Annotated in this window: 19 protein-coding genes and 4 tRNA genes; 7 read left to right on the top strand and 16 right to left on the bottom strand. The window is 37.1% G+C overall.

The window, feature by feature from the left end; translation table 11 throughout:
- Positions 1-58 precede the first annotated feature (58 nt).
- The 4 genes from U5B17_RS06800 to U5B17_RS06785 form a co-directional block, all read right to left on the bottom strand.
- Positions 59-133 (bottom strand) — tRNA-Thr (locus tag U5B17_RS06800).
- Positions 134-255: 122 nt separating this feature from the next.
- Positions 256-332, bottom strand: a tRNA-Gly gene (locus tag U5B17_RS06795).
- 7 nt (positions 333-339) lie between these two features.
- Positions 340-424: transfer RNA gene (locus U5B17_RS06790), tRNA-Tyr, on the bottom strand.
- 56 nt (positions 425-480) lie between these two features.
- A tRNA-Thr gene (locus tag U5B17_RS06785) sits at positions 481-556 on the bottom strand.
- Between the two features lie 142 nt (positions 557-698).
- Here U5B17_RS06785 and U5B17_RS06780 point away from each other — a divergent pair.
- The gene (locus U5B17_RS06780) at positions 699-920 is read left to right on the top strand and encodes a hypothetical protein (protein ID WP_430804593.1); all 222 of its coding nucleotides are present in this window, start codon (positions 699-701) and stop codon (positions 918-920) included.
- Here the strand turns inward: U5B17_RS06780 and U5B17_RS06775 are convergent.
- The 12 genes from U5B17_RS06775 to hemB all read right to left on the bottom strand — a co-directional run bounded on the left by U5B17_RS06775 (position 917) and on the right by hemB (position 14668).
- Positions 917-1549 (bottom strand): transglutaminase-like cysteine peptidase, encoded by a 633-nt coding sequence (locus U5B17_RS06775; protein WP_430804592.1) that lies wholly within the window; start codon positions 1547-1549, stop codon positions 917-919. The genes U5B17_RS06780 and U5B17_RS06775 overlap by 4 nt on opposite strands.
- Complete coding sequence (locus tag U5B17_RS06770; RefSeq protein ID WP_430804591.1) at positions 1542-2162, bottom strand: response regulator transcription factor; 621 nt, start codon at positions 2160-2162, stop codon at positions 1542-1544. Before U5B17_RS06770 ends, U5B17_RS06775 begins: the two co-directional genes overlap by 8 nt.
- Position 2163: 1 nt before the next feature.
- Positions 2164-2673, bottom strand: a complete 510-nt coding sequence (locus tag U5B17_RS06765; RefSeq protein WP_430804590.1) for a DUF5416 family protein — start codon at positions 2671-2673, stop codon at positions 2164-2166.
- Positions 2673-4169, bottom strand: coding sequence for an HlyD family type I secretion periplasmic adaptor subunit (locus tag U5B17_RS06760; RefSeq protein ID WP_430804589.1), 1497 nt, complete (start codon positions 4167-4169; stop codon positions 2673-2675). Before U5B17_RS06760 ends, U5B17_RS06765 begins: the two co-directional genes overlap by 1 nt.
- 2 nt (positions 4170-4171) lie before the next feature.
- Positions 4172-6307, bottom strand: coding sequence for a type I secretion system permease/ATPase (locus tag U5B17_RS06755; protein ID WP_430804588.1), 2136 nt, complete (start codon positions 6305-6307; stop codon positions 4172-4174).
- 3 nt (positions 6308-6310) lie between these two features.
- The gene (locus tag U5B17_RS06750; protein WP_430804587.1) at positions 6311-8266 is read right to left on the bottom strand and encodes a bifunctional diguanylate cyclase/phosphodiesterase; all 1956 of its coding nucleotides are present in this window, start codon (positions 8264-8266) and stop codon (positions 6311-6313) included.
- Positions 8263-8925, bottom strand: a complete 663-nt coding sequence (locus tag U5B17_RS06745) for a transglutaminase-like cysteine peptidase (RefSeq protein WP_430804586.1) — start codon at positions 8923-8925, stop codon at positions 8263-8265. Before U5B17_RS06745 ends, U5B17_RS06750 begins: the two co-directional genes overlap by 4 nt.
- A gap of 8 nt (positions 8926-8933) precedes the next feature.
- Positions 8934-10658, bottom strand: a complete 1725-nt coding sequence (locus U5B17_RS06740) for a TolC family protein (protein WP_430804585.1) — start codon at positions 10656-10658, stop codon at positions 8934-8936.
- A gap of 108 nt (positions 10659-10766) precedes the next feature.
- On the bottom strand, positions 10767-12128 hold the full coding sequence (gene hemN, locus U5B17_RS06735) for an oxygen-independent coproporphyrinogen III oxidase (protein WP_430804584.1): 1362 nt from the start codon (positions 12126-12128) through the stop codon (positions 10767-10769).
- Positions 12121-12603 carry a DUF2603 domain-containing protein gene (locus U5B17_RS06730; RefSeq protein WP_430804650.1) on the bottom strand — a complete coding sequence of 161 codons (483 nt, stop codon included), beginning with the start codon at positions 12601-12603 and terminating at the stop codon, positions 12121-12123. The genes hemN and U5B17_RS06730 overlap by 8 nt, the downstream gene beginning before the upstream one ends.
- A gap of 4 nt (positions 12604-12607) precedes the next feature.
- Positions 12608-13534: an ornithine carbamoyltransferase gene (gene argF / locus U5B17_RS06725; RefSeq protein ID WP_430804583.1), complete on the bottom strand. Its 927-nt coding sequence runs from the start codon at positions 13532-13534 to the stop codon at positions 12608-12610.
- 138 nt (positions 13535-13672) lie between these two features.
- A complete protein-coding gene (gene hemB, locus U5B17_RS06720; RefSeq protein WP_430804582.1) occupies positions 13673-14668 on the bottom strand; it encodes a porphobilinogen synthase in 996 nt (331 codons plus the stop codon).
- A gap of 60 nt (positions 14669-14728) precedes the next feature.
- On the opposite strand from hemB, the gene ribA reads away from it, so the two are divergent.
- The 6 genes from ribA (at position 14729) to dnaJ (ending at position 18477) form a co-directional block, all read left to right on the top strand.
- A complete protein-coding gene (gene ribA / locus U5B17_RS06715; RefSeq protein ID WP_430804581.1) occupies positions 14729-15307 on the top strand; it encodes a GTP cyclohydrolase II in 579 nt (192 codons plus the stop codon).
- A complete protein-coding gene (gene rsmG, locus U5B17_RS06710) occupies positions 15291-15833 on the top strand; it encodes a 16S rRNA (guanine(527)-N(7))-methyltransferase RsmG (RefSeq protein WP_430804580.1) in 543 nt (180 codons plus the stop codon). The genes ribA and rsmG overlap by 17 nt, the downstream gene beginning before the upstream one ends.
- The gene (locus U5B17_RS06705) at positions 15827-16027 is read left to right on the top strand and encodes a PP0621 family protein (RefSeq protein WP_430804579.1); all 201 of its coding nucleotides are present in this window, start codon (positions 15827-15829) and stop codon (positions 16025-16027) included. The genes rsmG and U5B17_RS06705 overlap by 7 nt, the downstream gene beginning before the upstream one ends.
- A gap of 1 nt (position 16028) precedes the next feature.
- Entirely contained in the window at positions 16029-16385 is a 357-nt protein-coding gene (locus tag U5B17_RS06700; protein ID WP_430804578.1) for a hypothetical protein, read from the top strand.
- A 103-nt stretch (positions 16386-16488) separates the two neighbouring features.
- Entirely contained in the window at positions 16489-17343 is an 855-nt protein-coding gene (gene htpX, locus U5B17_RS06695; RefSeq protein ID WP_430804577.1) for a zinc metalloprotease HtpX, read from the top strand.
- A 9-nt stretch (positions 17344-17352) separates the two neighbouring features.
- Positions 17353-18477, top strand: coding sequence for a molecular chaperone DnaJ (gene dnaJ / locus U5B17_RS06690; protein ID WP_430804576.1), 1125 nt, complete (start codon positions 17353-17355; stop codon positions 18475-18477).
- The last annotated feature ends 153 nt before the right edge of the window (positions 18478-18630 follow it).

Here is an 18630-nt window from a genome sequence, read left to right as displayed (position 1 = left end):
CTCCATTAATAATATGAAATCAAAACCAAATTTGTATCATCTTAAATATCGTATAACCTGGAGCTCATAGCGGGACTTGAACCCGCGACCTCTTCCTTACCAAGGAAGTGCTCTACCTCTGAGCCATATGAGCGTTAAAACGCTTGTCAGAGACGATAAATTTAACAATAACAAATCAACTATAAATGGAATAAACTTTAGAAGCAAATAAAAATAAAATCTTACAGCTCCCAGTTTAAATATCCATTATTCTCTTGGAGCGGGAAACGGGACTCGAACCCGCGACCCTCAGCTTGGAAGGCTGATGCTCTAGCCAACTGAGCTACTCCCGCAGTAGCATGGTGGTGAGACGTGGATTCGAACCACGGAAGACATAGTCAGCAGATTTACAGTCTGCCCTCGTTGGCCGCTTGAGTATCTCACCTTATTAATAAAAATAAATGCTCGCTAGGTATTTCTGGTCAAACACTGTTATAAAAATGGAGCTGGTGAACGGAATCGAACCGCCGACCTACTGCTTACAAGGCAGTAGCTCTACCATCTGAGCTACACCAGCATCCGTCAATTTAGTGAAGTGGAAATTATATCTCAAAATAAAATAAAAGTCAAGGGTTTTTATAAAATTTTTAAAAAAGTTCAGTTTAAATTGTCTTTAACTATAAAAATTATATAATTATAGAAAATTTAAAAGGTTAAAAATGCAATACCTGCCATGGATAATCATACTTATACTCATATACGCTATTTATTTTTTGATGATAAAATATGAAAAAAGGATAAATGTACTCGGCAAACTTGTTGAGGAAAATCGTGCCAATATCAAAGAAAACAGAAAAATGATTGAAAAAAATAAAGAGGAAATTCAGATTAATAAAGAAAATATAAATGCAAATTTATCAAACAAAAAGAGTGGAAACTAACGCCTCCAAAAATTCTCTCTTTTTTCTTTTTCAATGAGCTTTTCATAGGCTTCTATCCTAATATTTAGTGGCTCTAGACTTTTGCCATCTTTTGCAATTTTATAGTATTTTTCATCTTTTAAACAGTATTTTGGCTCAAGATCATAGCGCTTAGAAATTGGCAGAACTTTAAAGCTAAGATTGTCTAATATTAACGGCTCTTTTTTTGGATTTTCCCAAAGCGCTAAGACCATATGATAGCCACTAGAAAATTTCTCTTTAACCACAAGCAAGCAGTGTTCATTTGTAATACCAAGATCTTTTAAACTCTCTTTTTTACTTATAGCATACTCCTCACAATCTCCTCCACCAGTTTGCAAAAACTGAGCCCTTGTGCTCCAAATATCGATATTTGTATTATAAAAATCATCATATCGTGGCATCATGGTGTTAATATAGTCATTTACAAGTTCGACCTTACGAGTAAAATTTTCATTTTTAATCTTGTTCATAAAATTTTCATAGTGTTTTAAAATATTTTTACATCGCTCATCATTTTTACAGGCGTTTAGGGCTGATGAAGAGAGTACATACTCTTTGGCAAAAATAGTATGAGAGAAAAGCAATATGCATAAAATAAACTTAAGCATCTTGTTGTTGCATAGCAAGAACCAGACCTACCCTATCTTTCACACCAGCTTTTGCATATATAGATACTGCGTGTGCCTTTACAGTGCGTAAAGTAATGCCTGAAAGATCTGAAATTTCTTGATTTGTATATCCTTTATAAATCAGCTCGGCAACCTCTTTTTCCCGTGGTGTTAACTCTGCTAATATATCATTTTTTACGCCAGTTCCAGCGGTGCCTGTAAGCTCGCCAATCATCTGCTGGATAAACTCCGGATATAACCATACATTTCCGTCTGCAATCGCTCTTATGGCATCACAAAAGTGTATCTCTTGCATATGAGAGTTTGCATATCCTTTTACTCCATAAGTTAAAAGTAGTTTGCCGTAAGCAAAATTTGGTTCATTTGCAAGTATTAAAATCCTAGCCCCAGAGTATGTAGCCAAAATTTCTTTTATAAACTTTTGCGGATCAGATAATGCGCCTATATCGATACCTATGATGATCTCTTTATTTTTTTTGATCTCACTTAAAAGCTCAGCTTCAGTTTTTACGATATTTGATAGCTTTTTTATCTTATAACTCTTCCATAAGTTTTTTAGTGAATTATTATTTGTACATAACACTACATTCATCTTAAATTCCTATCTTGTGATGTGTAAATTTATCATAAACCAAATTTCCATTTATATATACAAAAATTTTCTTCTCTTTGTATATTTCATTAGCACGACATTTTAAAGCTAAACTCTGCAAAAAGTCATGTGCGGCACTATCCTTGCTCAAATTTATGCTCACCTCTATACTATCATCCGTAATAGAGTATCGATATGGACTACTTAAAAAAGTAGTATCAAATACTAAATTATCACTATTTTCATCATAGCCTTGTATTAAAATTTTTAAAGTTTCAATCTCCTTAGCATATTGTATCTCGATGCCAAATTTAATTATTATATCATAAATTTGCTCATTTACTAAAAGATCATCAAATTTTTTCGTTACATCTTTAAAATAAAGCTCACTAACGCTTGTATCCACTATATCTGAAATTTCATCATCACTGATAAGCATAAGTCCACTATCGCCAGCTTTTGTGATCTTGTAATCACTAAAATTTTTATCATACCTTACACAAAGTCCCACTATCTCTCCGTTAAAGCATTATTTTTTGCTTTAAATATAGGCTTAAGAATGTAATCGAGTATTGTTTTTTTACCAGTTATAATATCTGCACTGACTATCATACCAACGATAATATGCAAAGGCTTTTCTTCTGTTCCTAGATAGTTTTTCTCCGTTTCCACACGAACCAAGTAGTAACTCTCGCCAGTCTTTTCATTTGTCTCAGTATCTGCACTTATCTGAGTAACTTTGCCTTTTAATCCACCATAAATACTAAAATCATAAGCTGTAAATTTTACCATAGCTTCAAGGTTTGGTCTTAAAAACGCAACATCGGCTGGTTTTACCTTTATCTCAGCAACAAGCTTATCTTCTAGCGGAACTATCTCTGCTATATTTTCACCAGGCTTAATAACACCCGAGACAGTATTTACTATAAGCTTACTCACTATACCACTTACTGGCGCACGCACAAAAGTTCTTTCCACTCTATCGCTTAGATTTATCTGAGATTCATTTATACGAGCAAGCTCAGCTGAAACTTCACTAAGCTCTTTTCTGGCTGCACTTTCAAATGTTGCTTTAGCTTCGCTCTTTTTATTTTCAACCTCTTTCATGGTTGATTCAACCCTTGGCACAGAAAGCCTTGCTGCATCAAGCTCACCTTTTAAGTCACTTAACTTTCTTTGAAGTTGTAAAAATTCTATCTCACTCACAAGCCCTTTTCTAAACAATGGCTCCATAATATCGCGCTCTTTTACAGCAAGCCCATAGCTTGTTTGAGTCTGAGAAATTTTGTTTCTAAGCTCATTAAGCTCACTTTGCCTTTGGCGATACTGTTCGTTTAATACCTGAATTTGCTCATTTAAACGAGATATATTTGAGTTATAAAGCCCTATTTCGTATGAGATGGCTCTTGTATTATTTAAATCTTTTAGCATATCATAGGTAAATTCCTTACCAGTTGCCTCAGCTTCTAGTCTTAACTTTTTAGCCTGAAGCTCATCAAGTCTAATCTGAGACTCACCATAGCTACTTGAGAAATTTTTATTATCTATTTTTAAAATTATCTGATCTTTTTCTACCTTATCACCCTCTTTAACAAAAATTTGTTCAACTATACCGCCTTCAAGATTTTGGACTGCTTGATTTTTACCTGATGGAATGATCTTGCCATCGCCCCTAGTTATCTCGTCTATTTCAGCTTGAGAAGCCCAAGCAACAAGCCAAACTACAGTTATCAAAACAGCATAAAGCACTTTTCTTGAATTTGATGGAGCTTTTGCCAAAACAGCTTCTGAAAGGCTTGACATAAATCTAATATCATAAGCATCGTAGTTTTTCTTTTGTATGCTATCTCTTATACTTTTTACACTATCAAAAGTTTCGCTACTTATAGCATCTTGTGTCTGTATATCTATATGCTCTTTTTGTTGCGCTACATCATCTGAAACTTCAGTAGTTTCTTGGATTTTTTGTGATTGTAAATTTTCTTTTTCTATTTTATCTTCTTGCATTATTATTTCCCACTAAGTTTTGCCAAGACTTCATCTCTTGGTCCATCGAGTAAAATTTTGCCCGCATCAACGACAATAAGCCTATCTACAAGCTCAAGCAGCGATGTTTTGTGTGTAACAAGCAACATCGTTTTATCAACGAGATTTATTTTTAAATTTCCTTTTAGCTTATTTTCAACAGTGTTATCTAGCGAGTTTGTTGGCTCATCAAGTAATACTATCGGACTATCAAGCAAAAATGCACGAGCAAGCGCTATACTTTGGCGCTGTCCGCCACTAATACCATCACCGCGCTCTAAAACTGGCATATCAAAGCCAAGTGGATGAGCATTTACATATTCATCAACACCACTTATTTTAGCTGCTTTTATGATTTGCATATCATCAGCATAAGGTGCTTTTTGAACGATATTTTCGCGTACAGTTCCTTTAAACAGCAAAATATCTTGCGGAACATAGCCTATATTGCGCCTAAGATCGGCTGGGTCTATTTGATTAATATCTATACCATCTATTAATACTGCACCTTCAGTCGGAGCATAAAGACCCAAAATAAGCTTTTGTATCGTTGTTTTTCCAGAGCCATTTCGTCCTATAATGCCGACCTTCTCGCCCGCATTTATCACAAAATTTATCCTATCAAGCGAGCCTTTTGTAGTATCAGGATATGTAAAACTAACATTCTTGAATTCTATCTTGCCATCAAACGAGTTTCTACGGACAAATTTCTTTCCTTCTGGTCGCTCTACTGGCATATTCATAATTTTATTAACGCTCTCATATGCTGCTTTTGTCTGCTCAAAATTTGCAATTAACGCAGCAACTTGACCCATTGGAGCTATCGCGCGAGAGCTTAACATAACAACAGCGATAAGAGCACCCATGGTTAAGTGTGTCTCTTTTATCATATACACACCAGTAACGATAATAGCTATGGTATTTAACTGAACTAAAAACGCCGTTATGGTTGTAATAGATGTTGTTATCATCTTTGATTTTATACTGCGGTTTGCGATCTCACCAGTAGCTTCCTCCCAGTTCCATTGAACATGTCCGCTAGCACCAAGAGTCTTTATAGTCTCAAGAGCATTTAGACTCTCAATCAAAATTCCACTCTTTGCCGCAGATGCTTCAAATGTACTTTTTATAGCCTTTTGAAGAGGGTCTTTTATAGAAAATGTATAAATTAAAATTATAGCTATAATAACCACAGGAACTACTACAAGATAGCTTCCAATAAAATATACAACTATCAAAAATATAACTGCAAATGGCAGATCAACAATAGCAACTAGTGAAGCTGATGAGAAGAAATTTTTGATAGTATCAAACTCTTTCATATTGTTAGCAAATGAACCGACCGACTTTGGTCTGTTGTTAAATTTCATATCCATAACACGCTCAAATATAAGCGAACTCATGATAATATCGCTCTTTTTGCCAGCAACTTCAAGAAAATATGAGCGTATAAACTTTAAAAATAAGTCTATTAAATAAACCATACCAACACCAAGGGCTAAAACCCAAAGCGTTTCAACGGCATTATTTGGAACGACGCGATCATATACATTCATTGTAAAGAGTGGGCTTGCAAGCACAAAAAGGCTGATAATAAAACTAGCAAGTAAAACATCTGCATAAATTTTACGCGAACGCTTTAGCGTACCCCAAAACCAGTGCTCATTTCCCGTATCAATCAAATGTGATGAACTACTGTCTTCTGGGACAAATTCGCGCTTTAAGTAGTATGAATACCCTAAATATTCCTCTTTCAAAGTATCCACATCAACTACACTCGCCCCACTTCCAACCTCTGGCGAGATAACGGTCGCACTCTTTTTATCAGAACTTATCTTTTGAAGTATGCACGCACGCTTACCACGAAGCATAAGAATACACGGCAAAACAAGTGGTGAAATTTCCTCTATATTTTTTCTAACAAGGGTCGAGGCAAAACCAGCACGAGCTGCAGCACGACTAAAAAGCGACTTTGAGCTACTAAGAGAAAACAGCTCAACATCTTCGCCATCTTTTACTGGAAGTCCTACAGTTAGGGCGTCTGCACTATAAGGGTTATTATGAAGTTTGGTAAAGATAACCAAACATTCTAAAAGCTGATCTTGTTTTTTTGTACTCATTTATTATCCAATATTTTTAGTATCATCTATATAAATTCCTTGCATAATGGTTATACCTAGGCCAAGGAGTTTTTGCTTTTGCTCCTCATTTTCAACTCCGATAGCAACAATCTTCATTCCTTTTGACTGAGCTATAACTTCAAGCGACTTTTTGGTATGTTCACCCTCGCTGCCACTTAAAAAGTCAATGATATTTCCAGCTTGTATCTTGATGTATTCTGGATTAATATCTTGTAGCTTTGCCATACTTTTTGCACTAAAGTCAAAATGATCAAGCCCAAGCCCAAAGTAAAATTTATGCAGCTTACTAACAAGACTCATGATAGCCTGTGAGCTAATATCATCTTTATTTGGCACTTCCACATAAATTTTCTGTCTTGCGTGCATTGAAATTTGCTTAAGTGCTTGCTCTAGCTTAAGCTCACGAGCAGGGTCAGCCATAAGCGTCTCTTTGCTTAAATTTATAGCTATTGGAGTATCTGGAAGCTCGCCTTTTGCAAGCATATTTGCAACGCGATTGAGTATATAAATATCAAGATCTACACTAATATTTAGCTCATTTACCATTGGCATAAAATATGACACCATCTGCCATTTTCCGCTCTCATCAACAAAACGTAAGAATAACTCATGCTGGATAAATTTATCATCCCCATCAGTAACTTTTTGAACAGCAAATTTAAACCTATCCTCATTCATAGCTTTGTTAATCAGCTCTTTATATTGTTCCCTACCAAGTATCATCGTATTTTTACTCTCTTGATAAATTTTATAACTAAAATTTTCACCAAGTCTTGCATTAGCAAGCGTAACATCAGCCGTAGTAAGAAGTGTCTTTAGGCTACTTTCGCTACTGTAATCCACAAGTGCAGTATGTACTAAACACTCATCGCCTTCAACAGTAGTGTTTTTAGCAAAAATCTCTTTTATATCATCTAAGCTATTTTTAACAAAATTTTCTAAACTAAAAGAGGTAACATTAGGAACGATAATAGCAAAGTCATTATCATTTAGTCTTGCTAAAACGGTTGAGTGCTTGAGTGCTTTAGTTTGAGCATTGATAGAGTCTGAAATTTCGATACAAAGTTTTCTCCAGCTTTCAAAACCAAGAGTGTTTTTAAGCGCGGTAAGTTCTTTTAGACTGATTATAATCAAAGAGCCGCTAGAATACTCCTCGCTTCCTAAAAATTCACTTATCTTTGTTTGGAAATATCGTCTATTAAATAACCCAGTCATACCATCTTTATAAAGAAGCTCTTGGTATTTATTAAGGGTTTGAGACTCTCTATCAAAGATATCTTTTACTCTGCCAACCATGGTATTCATCGCCATAACCATCTGTTTTAGATCAACGGTAAAAGGTAGTTTATTTTGTATAATAAATTTATTATCAAGTATCGCTTCAGCTTGTTTTTGGATACTTTTGAGTGGAGAAAAGAGCGCCTGTAAGCCAAACAGTGTAAATACAAAAGCTACACCAAATATAGTAAGCAATGTATAAATGATATTTTTTAAGCTAGTATAAAGCTCTTGATATGCCAAACCTGTGCTACTTTGAACATAAAGCGTGCCAAATTTACTCCAACCAGCCATAACTTCAGACTCTGCTATAGGTGCGTCAAGCTTAACTATATTAATAAACCAAGATGGGACACCATAAACATTTAGTGGCTGTTTGTTCTCAACCAAAATATTTCCGTCTATATCTTTTAAACTAATCTCTTGATAATAACCACTATCAAACATAGAATTTACCATAACCTCTACCATAGAAAGATCGTTTGGATCAATCACTGGCTTAATAGAAAGTCCAAGCGAATTTGCCGTATGGCTAGCATTTGTACCAAGTTGTGTTTCGATATAATTACCAAGACTTTTAAAATTTAAAAACCCAACCGAAACAAAAACAACAATACTAAAAGTAATGATAGCAAAAATTATCTGTTTAAAAAGTGTCATAGTCCCTCTTTTTTCATTTTATCAACTAGCTCTAGCCATTTTGGATTTTTCTTATTTCCACCCGGAACGGCCTGCCCTAATCCTTCTTGTTTTGCCAAAAACAACGAATCACCGTTAAAGCTATAAACTGGCGCTAAGTCAGTTCTTTGAGTTGCTGGTTTGATATTGCCGTTAATGTTGTCCAAAACAAGAGGGATTGATTTTGGTGTTTCATAGTATGATAGTACCATATGAGCTTGATTGTATTTTAGCGCCTTTACATATGTAAAATACATCTTACTTGTAGATACACCAAGTTGTTTGAGAGTAAAGTATTTAGCTATAACATAGTCCTCGCAATCACCAGCGCCTTTACCAATAAATTCAGTCCTAGTTGCCCAATAATCTTTTTGACCCCAAACACTCAAGTCATCCACCCATCTAAATGAATTAAAAAAGTCATTAACCCTAGTAAGCTTATCTCTTTCACTCGCATTTGCGATAGAATTCATCATAGAATTTAATGCTACAGCTCTTCTTCTAGCAGCATCCCCATAGCTTTTTTCAAGCTGAGTTAGTATATGCGACGCAATGTAATCTTGCGCATGCAGTGCTAATATAAACAAAAAGGCAGCTGACATCACCGCCCATGATAGAAATTTGACCTTACTCAGGGTCATACTTTAGCTTATCTTAAGTCGTTTTCTATAGAGCACGCACCCTGAATATACTTTCTACCAAAACCTGGCTCAAAACTATCAGATAGCATACCCATATTATCCAGCATCCTATACTGAGCATAGCGAATAGCTACTTCAGTATTTAGAATTTCTTTTAGTGCTGTGTTGTATTCAGTCTCGGCATCAAGCAAGTTTATAAGATCACGGCGACCTATTCTAAACTCATCTTGATATGAGTCAAGTGTAGCTTTTGCATACTCAACATGCTCATTTAAATAAGCCATTTTCTTTTGTTCTAAGTTGTAGTTTTGCCATGTAAATTTAAGGCTCTCTTTAAGATCCCTCGTTAAAACATCAAGTGTTTGTTGCTCTTGTGAAGCAGCCAGCTGGCTCTTTTCTTTATCTAGCTTATCAATACCTTTGTTATAAAGGTTATATCTTAGTCTCAAAAGTGTATCAAATGCCTTATCTTCATAATTATCATATAAAACTGTAGAGTGATCATATCTACCAGAAACCTCTAGATCAAGTTTTGGCAAGAATGGAGCATTTTTTTCCTTAACAACAGACTCAGCCATCGCTATATTTGCCCTTTGCACTAGCAATGCTGGATTACACATTAAGGCCTTATCTTGTAGTTCCATTTCGCTGTTTGGCAATGGAAGGTTAAAATCAGGCATTACAAGAGAATCTGCATCAACTTTTTGCCCATAGAGCTTTTCAAAAGTTGTAATCGCATCTTCGTAGTTATTTTGCGCTGCAATCAAATTTGACTGTGCTAGTGTATAGCGAGAACCAGCTTGTCTCTCTTCTGATGCTACACCAAAACCTGAAGCCGCGCGATCTTTGATTTGATTATAAATTCTCTCATGCGATGCCACAGTCTCAGTCTCTATATCTACAATCTTTTTAGTATGAAGTAGCTCAAGATAGGCATTTGCAAGTTGCAATATAAGTCTATCAGCAGCTTGGTTTATAGTATAAGCTGCCGAGTCAAGGCGCGCACTTTGTGAGTTTATACGGTTTTTATCAGCGCCGCCGTTATATAAATTTTCAACCAAAGTAAGACTGGCATTCGAGATTCTGCCATCACCGCTTTTGCGTGGCTGTCTAAAACCTTCATCTTGTGCTCTTCTTTCATAACCAACTGATCCTTGAAGATCAAGTGTCGGATAATAAGCACTTTTTGCTATTTTAAGATCTTTGCCTACTTGAAAATAGTTATACTCTGACTCTTTTATTTTTGGATTTTCAGCTAAAACTTTTTGTGCTGCTTCTCTAATTGTTAAAATTCCAGATACCGCAGGCTCTTGAACTTCTGCAGTTTGTGTGGCTGGTTCCACTACTGGGGTTTGCATACTTTCTTGCGCCATTACTAGAGTATCAACTTTTGCGACTGGATTTGTGCCAACTTTTGGTTTTACAAAAATATCATTATATCCCGTAGCTTGTTTAACTTCTGCAGCCAAAGCATCAGCTTGAGCTCTTGAAGCTGGCTTAGTATCAACATAAAGCACCTTTTGTTGAGCGTCTGTTATATAGCTATCAATAACATCAAATTTTGGACTATCACCAATCTTTGCTTTAATAATACTTGTTACCCTTTCTATGGCGACCTCATCCCTGTTTCCACCAAACATGCCAACATATATCCTATATATACTGTCTTCAGCGTTAGCCATAGTTGCCATGCCCATCGCTGCAAACAGGCTTATTGATACTACCTTTTTCATAAAAAATCCTTTTCCTTTTAGGCTTAGTTTTATTTAAATTTTGCTGCGATTATATAATATTTTTTTAAAAAAGTAAATGTTTTCAAAAAAAAAAAAAAAAAAAATGACTTATATTGTCTTAGAAAAACTACTTTTACTGTCTTTAAATTTTACCATATACTCGTCAAAACACATAGCTATATTGCGTATAAGCATAGCACCAGTTTGATTTACTTGTATTTTAGTATCGTTTATATCGACAAATTCACTAAAAACTTTAGCTTCTTTTATTTCGTTTTTAAAATGTTGCTTGAAATTGATACCAAATTTCGCTTCTATATCTGATATGTCAAGAGCAAAATTGCTCATCAAATTCATTATAACTTCTTTTCGTAATAAATCTTCATCATTTAAAAGCACTCCACGAGAGTAAGGCAACAACCCACTATCAATAGCCTTTTCATACTCGTCCATATCCTTGTGATTTTGTGCATAATGCCTAACACACTCGCCGATACTAGTAACGCCAATGCCTATCAGATCGGCTCCACCCTTAGTTGTATAGCCTTGAAAATTTCTATGCAAAGTCCCGTTTGCAAGAGCTGCAAAAAGCTCATCATCTGGCTTGGCAAAGTGATCCATGCCGATCATTTTATAGCCATTTTGGGTAAAAAACTCGATCGTGTATTTTAAAATTTCAAGCTTCGTTCGTGGGTTTGGGAGCGTAGTTTCATCAAATTTTCTCATTGATTTTTTTATCCAAGGCACATGCGCGTAGTTAAATACTGCAAGGCGATCTGGATCAAGCGTTAAAGCCTTGTTTAGCGTCGCTTTAAAGCTCTCAAATGTCTGATACGGAAGTCCATAAATAAGATCCATGTTTATTGAGTTTATGCCGTATTTTCGTGCTAAATTTACTGCATTTTTCGTGATCTCATATGGCTGGATACGATGTATCTCTTGCTGGACTTTTTCATCAAAATCTTGCACACCATAACTAATGCGGTTAAATCCGTGCGAAGTAAGCACCATAATCTGATCTTCGTTTAAAAATCTTGGATCGATCTCGCATGAAATTTCAGCCTCTGGACTAAAAATTTTAAACTTTGCTTTTATGAGTTTTATGATACGATCTAGTTGCTCGGCCGAGTAAAAAGTCGGAGTCCCGCCACCAAAATGAAGCTGTAAAACAGGAGCACTACAATCAAGATGAGTAGATAAAATTTCAAGCTCTTTTGCGATATACTCGATATATCTTTCTTTTTTATCCTCTTTGCTTGTATAAATAACATTACAGCCGCAAAAATAACAGGCAGAGCGACAAAATGGCAAGTGCAAATAAAGCGAAAGCGGACGAGATTTATCTCTGTTTTTTAACTCATTAACATAGCTTTCATAGCTAAAATTTTGGCTAAACTCTAAGGCGGTTGGATAGCTTGTGTATCTTGGTCCTGGGCGTGAGTATTTCACATAGGCATCAAAGTCAATCATTTCTTGCTCTCCTTAATTTCATTATCTCTTTCATATCTACAAACAAATTTGGGTGCTCTTTTTTGATACCCTTTAAAAGTTTTTCAAGATCCACGCCAAATTCATGCTCATTATTTTGCCTTGAAACCTTTTTAACCTCATCCATCGCCACCGCCCAAACATCGCCAAAATCTATTGGGATGCTCTGCCATATCGTCTTTTCAAGCCTTAGGTCAAAATTTTCCTTTTGCGAGCGTTTAAGTGCTTCGATCAGAGTTGAGAGCGATTTTACCGAAACCATCGTGTGTAAATTTTGCTTCTCATCAATGCCAAACCAAGGCTCAGCCCCATCCCAAGAGCCACTTTTTAGGCTTAAACAGCGTTCATTTGGGCTATTTGCTGGAACTATCTCAAATATTGTTCGCTCATCATCGCCAAATCCAAGCGATGCACTTATCTCATCAATCTGCTCGTATGCGCTCTTTTTCTTGTTCATGTTTTCACTTTCTCTTTGTATCAAGCCAAACCATAACCGCCTTTTGTGCGTGCAAGCGGTTTTCTGCTTCATCAAAAATTTCATCCGCGTGTGCTTCAAAAACCGCCTCGCTTACCTCATATCCACGATAAGCTGGCAAGCAGTGTAAAAATGTAGCGTTTTTATCGGCTAGACTCATTAAATTTTCATCCACGCAAAATCCAGCAAAATCCCTGATGCGTTTTTCCTTCTCATCCTCTTGCCCCATCGATACCCAAGTATCGGTAGTTACAATAGTTGCACCACGCACTGCCTCTTTTGGGTCGTTTGTAATGATGATTTTACCGCCTGAAATTTCGCAGTTTTTCATCGCACGAGCTAAAATTTCACTATCCACTTCGTAGCCCTTTGGCGTGGCGACTCTAAGCTCAAAACCAAGCTTAGACGCTAGCATCAGCCACGAATGCGTCATGTTATTACCATCGCCGATATATGCAACGCTCATATTTACTATCTCCCAGCCATACTCTAATATCGTCATAAAATCTGCCAAAAGTTGCATCGGATGAAATTTATCACTTAGTCCATTTATGACTGGCACAGATGAAAATTTCGCAAGCTCAACGAGCGTTTCATGGCTATTTACACGAGCCATTATCATATCGCACATTCGGCTAAGCACACGCGCGGTGTCTTTAATCGGCTCGCCGCGACCGATTTGTATGTCGTTTTTTGATAAAAATAGCGCCATTCCGCCAAGCTCATGCATACCAACTTCAAAGCTAACACGCGTTCTGGTTGAGCTTTTTTCAAATATCATCGCTAGTTTTTGATCTTTTAGATATGGCTTGAAATTTCGCTCTCTTGCCTCTTTTTTTATCTGCAAACCTAAATTTATAATTTCTAAAATTTCATCTTTACTAAAATCATCAAGTGTCAAAAAATGTCGCATTTTACTCCAAAATTTCAAAATTTATCAAAATCCACCAAAAAACAAGGCGAAGTATCGTGAGATGAATTTAAATGTTGTGCAGAAATTTAAGTCAAGATAAGACACGAAGCCTATCGCAGACTTAAATTTCAAACTCATTTAAAGACACTCGCGAGCCAAGCCTTGTCTACGCAAAATTTCCGCTGCTTCCTTTGCGTGATATGTTATTATTAGATTTGCCCCAGCCCTTTTAAACGCCAAAAGTGTCTCCATCATCACTCGCTCATAATCAATCACACCAGCTTTTGCCGCTGCTTTTAGCATTGCGTATTCGCCACTGACATTATACACACAAAGTGGCAAAAGCGTTCGCTCCCTAATGTCACGGATCACATCAAGATAGGCAAGCGCTGGTTTTACCATTAAAATATCCGCCCCTTGTGCCTCGTCTTCTAGGCTCTCATTTATGGCCTCTAAGCGGTTTGCGCTATCCATTTGATAGCTTCTGCGATCCCCAAAACTAGGCGCACTCTCAGCCACATCGCGGAATGGTCCATAATACGCCGAAGCAAATTTAGTTGAGTAGCTCATGATCGGTAAATTTTCATAGCCATTTTCATCAAGAGCCTTTCTTAAAGTCGCAATAATGCCATCCATCATACCGCTTGGAGCGATCATATCGGCTCCGTTTTTGGCGTGGATAATGGCTTGTTTGGCTGAAATTTCAAGTGTCGCGTCGTTATCCACCGTTTCGTGGATGTGATCTAAGATGCCGCAGTGTCCGTGGTCGGTATATTCGCAAAAGCAAAGATCTGTGATGACAAAAAGCTGTGGGAATTTCGCCTTGATCGCCCTTAAAGCCGTCGCTATAATGCCATCATCGCTAAGAGCGTCTGAGCCTATGCTGTCTTTTGTGGCTGGAATACCGAATAAAATTATCGACCTTATCCCTAAATTTTGCACTATCTCACACTCTTTTAAAATTTCATCCAGGCTCATCTGAAAGACGCTCGGCATCGATGAAATCTCCTTTTTAATACCGCTTCCTGGCACGACAAATAGTGGATAAATTAGATCAGTAGCGTTTAAGCTAGTCTCTTTGATCATCTGGCGTAAATTTTGGTTGATTCTTAGTCTTCTGAATCGTTTAAACATATTTTTCCCTTATTTTTGCTACAATTTTAGCAAGTTTAACATAACAGGAGTTAAATTTTTATGAATATTGAACTTTCAAATGTGGCAAATTTGCCATCACGCTTCGGACAATTTAAAATCAAAGCCTTTAAAGAGGGTGTAAAAGAGCATATGGTGATATACAAAGAGCCTTTTGGCGAAGTTGCAAATGTGCGAATTCACTCAGAGTGCCTTACTGGCGATGCTATCGGAAGTCTAAAATGCGACTGCCGAGATCAGCTTGAAGCAAGTCTAAAATACATCGAAGAATACGGCGGTATGGTAATATATCTGCGTCAGGAAGGGCGAAATATCGGACTTTTAAACAAAGTAAATGCCTACGCTCTACAAGATAAGGGCTTTGACACCATCGAGGCAAACCACCAACTAGGCTTTAAGGCGGACGAGCGCACTTATGAGATAGTTGATTTTATCCTTAAAGATTTTGGTATCACAAAGATAAATTTACTCACAAACAACCCACTAAAACTAATGGGCTTAACCTGCGTCAAAGTAGTCGCTCGCGTGCCAATCGTAATAGAAGCAAATAAATTTAACGAAGAGTATCTACGCGTAAAAAAAGAACAGATGGGACATATGCTTGATGAAAATTCCAAGTGATTTTTCGCAAAAAGTAGATCAGTTTAGTGAAATTTTAGCTAAATTTAACCGTGTCCATAGTCTGACAAACTACAAAAGCATCACCGAGCAGGTAAATGACAGCATAAAACCACTTAAACTTATCGATCTTAGCGGCATTCGCACGGCTATTGATGTTGGCTCTGGAGCTGGGTTTCCAGCAGTGTTTTTGGCGATGATTTTAAAGGAGTGTGAATGGCATCTGTTTGAACCAAATGTGAAAAAATCAAGCTTTTTAAGCTTTGTAAAGGCGAGTTTGGATTTAGAAAATTTAGTCGTTCATAGCCAGAAAATCGAGCTTAGCAAAAAATTTCACGCCGAGCTTATCACATCAAGGGCATTAATGAAAACTCCTGAGCTTATCAAGATTTGCTATGGTTTTTATGATGAAAAAACGAAATTTTTGTTCTACAAAGGCAGCAGTGTTGCTGACGAATTAGATGGCTTTGATGCAAAAATTTATAATGATAAAAATAGAAATTACATTTTAATGGAAAAAATATGCTAGGAAAAATTTTAACGCTAATCATCGTTGGTGTCATTATTTATGTTGTGTTTTTTAAAATTTTACGAAAAAAAGATGAAACAAATAAAGAGATTGAAAATTTCGTCGAGTGCGAGAAGTGTGGGACATTTGTCGCCACCAAAGACGCCGTGCTAAGCGGTGGAAAATTTATCTGCCGTGAATGCATAAAGGGTTAAAATGCAGCTAATAGGACATCCGCTCGCGCCTTACGAGTCGCTTTTACATGCAAAAACCAAGGCGGAAATTCGCCAAAACTGCGTATTTAAATTTGATGAAAATTTGATAAAAACCGCAATTGAAAAAAAAGTTGATTTTGGAGTTTTTTGTAATGAAATTAGTCAAGCGATCATAGCAAATGCTGTTGGTGCAAAGCTAATAATCTGTGAAAAAAATCTCGCACAAAATTTCGCCAAACTAGCGCAGTTTTATCTCTTTGATAGCAAGATAGCCTGCATTATAAAAACCGATAGTGAGCTTGAAAATTTAGCCGAACTTGAGGTTGATACAGCAATTTATGAGCAAGCACTAACTTAAAAAATTTATAATCTACACAATTTTAAACACTCGTTTTTAGAAAAGTGGGATAAAATTTAAAATTTTGCTATAATATTGGGCTTAAATTTAGTGGAGGCTAAAAATGGAGATCTTTAAAACTGCAATTTTGATGGGAATTTTGACATTTGTTTTTGTATTTGCAGGCGGTCAGATCGGCGGTCAGCAGGGCATGGTAATGGCATTTTTAATGGCTCTTGGAATGAACTTTTTTAGCTATTTTTTCAGCGACAAGCTAGTTTTAAAGCGCTACAACGCCGTGCAAGTCGATGAAAGCAATGCTAGTGGGCTATTTCAGATCGTGCGAGAACTATGTGAAAAAGCAAATTTGCCAATGCCAAAAGTTTATATAATACCAGAGCAAGTACCAAATGCTTTCGCAACAGGTCGCAACCACACAAATGCAGCAGTTGCGGTAACCGAAGGGCTTTTAAATTTGCTTAGCAAGGATGAAATTCAAGGCGTTATCGCACACGAGCTAAGCCATGTAAAACACTACGACATCTTAACTGGCTCGATCGCTGCCGTGATCGCTGGTGCAATAGCAATGCTTGCAAATATGGCGCAATTTGGCATGGTAAATCGCGATGGCAACCGCCAAGGTGGTGGCATAGCAACGATCGTTATGGCGGTAATCTTACCGCTTGCAGCAACGATCATCCAGATGGCAATCTCAAGAGAGCGCGAATATAAAGCAGATAAAGGTGCAGCGATGATGACTGGCAAGCCAGAGCACCTAGCCAGCGCACTTAAAAAGCTTGAAAATTACTCAAAAAGCTATGTAATGCAAAATGCAAATCCACAATCAGCTCATATGTTTATCATAAATCCGTTCGGACAACTTGCAAACACATTTAGTTCGTTGTTTCGCACACATCCGCTAACGACTGATCGCATAGCAGCACTTGAAGAAATAAAGCAACAATTAAGAAATAATTAAAGGAGAAATGTGGAACGAAGTTATTATGAAATTTTAGAAGTTGGCAAAAACGCAAGCGCAGATGATCTAAAAAAAGCATACCGCAAGCTTGCACTAAAATATCACCCAGACCGAAATCAAGGCGACAAGGATGCAGAGGAGAAATTTAAAGCTGTCAATGAAGCCTATCAGGTTCTAAGTGATCCACAAAAGCGTGAAACTTACGATAGATACGGCAAAGATGGTCTAAATGGCGCTGGGGGCTTTGGTGGATTTAGCGCAGACTTTGATATAAATGATATATTTGAGTCGTTTTTTGGCGGATTTGGCGGAGCTAGTGGCTCTAGCAAAAGGCGAACTAGACGCAACGAAAAATACCCAGCTGATATTGAAATTTCACTTACGATTGACTTTCACGAAGCTGTTTTTGGTTGCGAAAAAGAGGTTGAGTTTAAAAGTAAAAGTGCATGCGAAAGTTGCAAAGGAACAGGCGCAAAGGACGGCAAAATTTCAACCTGTAAGCACTGCGGTGGTAGCGGTCGCATAAGCCAAAGACAAGGCTTTATGAGCTTTGTACAAGAGTGTCCATATTGCCATGGCAGCGGAGAGATGGTTACAGAAAAGTGCTCAAAATGCAAAGGTAGTGGCTTTGAAGAACACAAACAAAGTCTTAAAATCACCATCCCAGAGGGCATAGACAATGGCATGCGTATGCGTGTGGCTGGCTCAGGAAACACGATGCCTAGCGGCGAAAAAGGCGATTTGTATGTGCTGATTCGTGTACGCGAGGATGAGCATTTTGTAAGGCACAATAACGATATTTATGTTGATGTTCCAGTCTTTTTCACGCAGGCTGCGCTTGGTGAAAAAATCGTCATCCCAACGCTTCGTGGTACAAAAGAGCTTGAGCTTCCAGTTGGAGCAAAGGACAAACAACAGTTTGTCTTTGACAACGAAGGCGTAAAAGATGTAAATTCCAAGCGACTTGGCAAATTTGTGGTGCAAATTTCTATACAATATCCAAAAAATATCAATGAGGAGCAAGCAGAGCTTCTAAAAAAACTTCAAGAGAGCTTTGGGGTAAAAAGTGGCGAAAGCACAGCCACCGATAAAAGTGTCTTTGAAAAGATAGCAGGCTGGTTTAAGGGAGAGTAATCTCGCTCTTAAAAAATTAAGCATATTTTAACATTAATAATATTAAAATGAAAACTTAAGTATGTGGCTAGATTTTTTACTTGTGTTTCGCAGGTATTGACTAAAATATTAGCAGACTTTTGCTATTACATTATTAGCCCTTATAGAGGAGCT

This window comes from Campylobacter australis (assembly GCF_050586305.1).
In the GTDB taxonomy this organism is placed as follows: domain Bacteria; phylum Campylobacterota; class Campylobacteria; order Campylobacterales; family Campylobacteraceae; genus Campylobacter_A.
The sequence above is the reverse complement of the archived record's forward strand: the minus strand, read 5'-3'. Positions and strand labels throughout refer to the sequence as shown.

What these genes read in the sequence shown, in the direction of transcription:
- U5B17_RS06780 (WP_430804593.1), top strand. Translation starts at nt 699, where the DNA reads ATGCAATACCTGCCATGGATAATCATACTTATACTCATATACGCTATT.
- U5B17_RS06775 (WP_430804592.1), bottom strand. Translation starts at nt 1,549, where the DNA reads ATGCTTAAGTTTATTTTATGCATATTGCTTTTCTCTCATACTATTTTT.
- U5B17_RS06770 (WP_430804591.1), bottom strand. Translation starts at nt 2,162, where the DNA reads ATGAATGTAGTGTTATGTACAAATAATAATTCACTAAAAAACTTATGG.
- U5B17_RS06760 (WP_430804589.1), bottom strand. Translation starts at nt 4,169, where the DNA reads ATGCAAGAAGATAAAATAGAAAAAGAAAATTTACAATCACAAAAAATC.
- U5B17_RS06755 (WP_430804588.1), bottom strand. Translation starts at nt 6,307, where the DNA reads ATGAGTACAAAAAAACAAGATCAGCTTTTAGAATGTTTGGTTATCTTT.
- U5B17_RS06750 (WP_430804587.1), bottom strand. Translation starts at nt 8,266, where the DNA reads ATGACACTTTTTAAACAGATAATTTTTGCTATCATTACTTTTAGTATT.
- U5B17_RS06745 (WP_430804586.1), bottom strand. Translation starts at nt 8,925, where the DNA reads ATGACCCTGAGTAAGGTCAAATTTCTATCATGGGCGGTGATGTCAGCT.
- U5B17_RS06740 (WP_430804585.1), bottom strand. Translation starts at nt 10,658, where the DNA reads ATGAAAAAGGTAGTATCAATAAGCCTGTTTGCAGCGATGGGCATGGCA.
- hemN (WP_430804584.1), bottom strand. Translation starts at nt 12,128, where the DNA reads ATGATTGACTTTGATGCCTATGTGAAATACTCACGCCCAGGACCAAGA.
- U5B17_RS06730 (WP_430804650.1), bottom strand. Translation starts at nt 12,603, where the DNA reads ATGAACAAGAAAAAGAGCGCATACGAGCAGATTGATGAGATAAGTGCA.
- argF (WP_430804583.1), bottom strand. Translation starts at nt 13,534, where the DNA reads ATGCGACATTTTTTGACACTTGATGATTTTAGTAAAGATGAAATTTTA.
- hemB (WP_430804582.1), bottom strand. Translation starts at nt 14,668, where the DNA reads ATGTTTAAACGATTCAGAAGACTAAGAATCAACCAAAATTTACGCCAG.
- ribA (WP_430804581.1), top strand. Translation starts at nt 14,729, where the DNA reads ATGAATATTGAACTTTCAAATGTGGCAAATTTGCCATCACGCTTCGGA.
- rsmG (WP_430804580.1), top strand. Translation starts at nt 15,291, where the DNA reads ATGAAAATTCCAAGTGATTTTTCGCAAAAAGTAGATCAGTTTAGTGAA.
- U5B17_RS06705 (WP_430804579.1), top strand. Translation starts at nt 15,827, where the DNA reads ATGCTAGGAAAAATTTTAACGCTAATCATCGTTGGTGTCATTATTTAT.
- U5B17_RS06700 (WP_430804578.1), top strand. Translation starts at nt 16,029, where the DNA reads ATGCAGCTAATAGGACATCCGCTCGCGCCTTACGAGTCGCTTTTACAT.
- htpX (WP_430804577.1), top strand. Translation starts at nt 16,489, where the DNA reads ATGGAGATCTTTAAAACTGCAATTTTGATGGGAATTTTGACATTTGTT.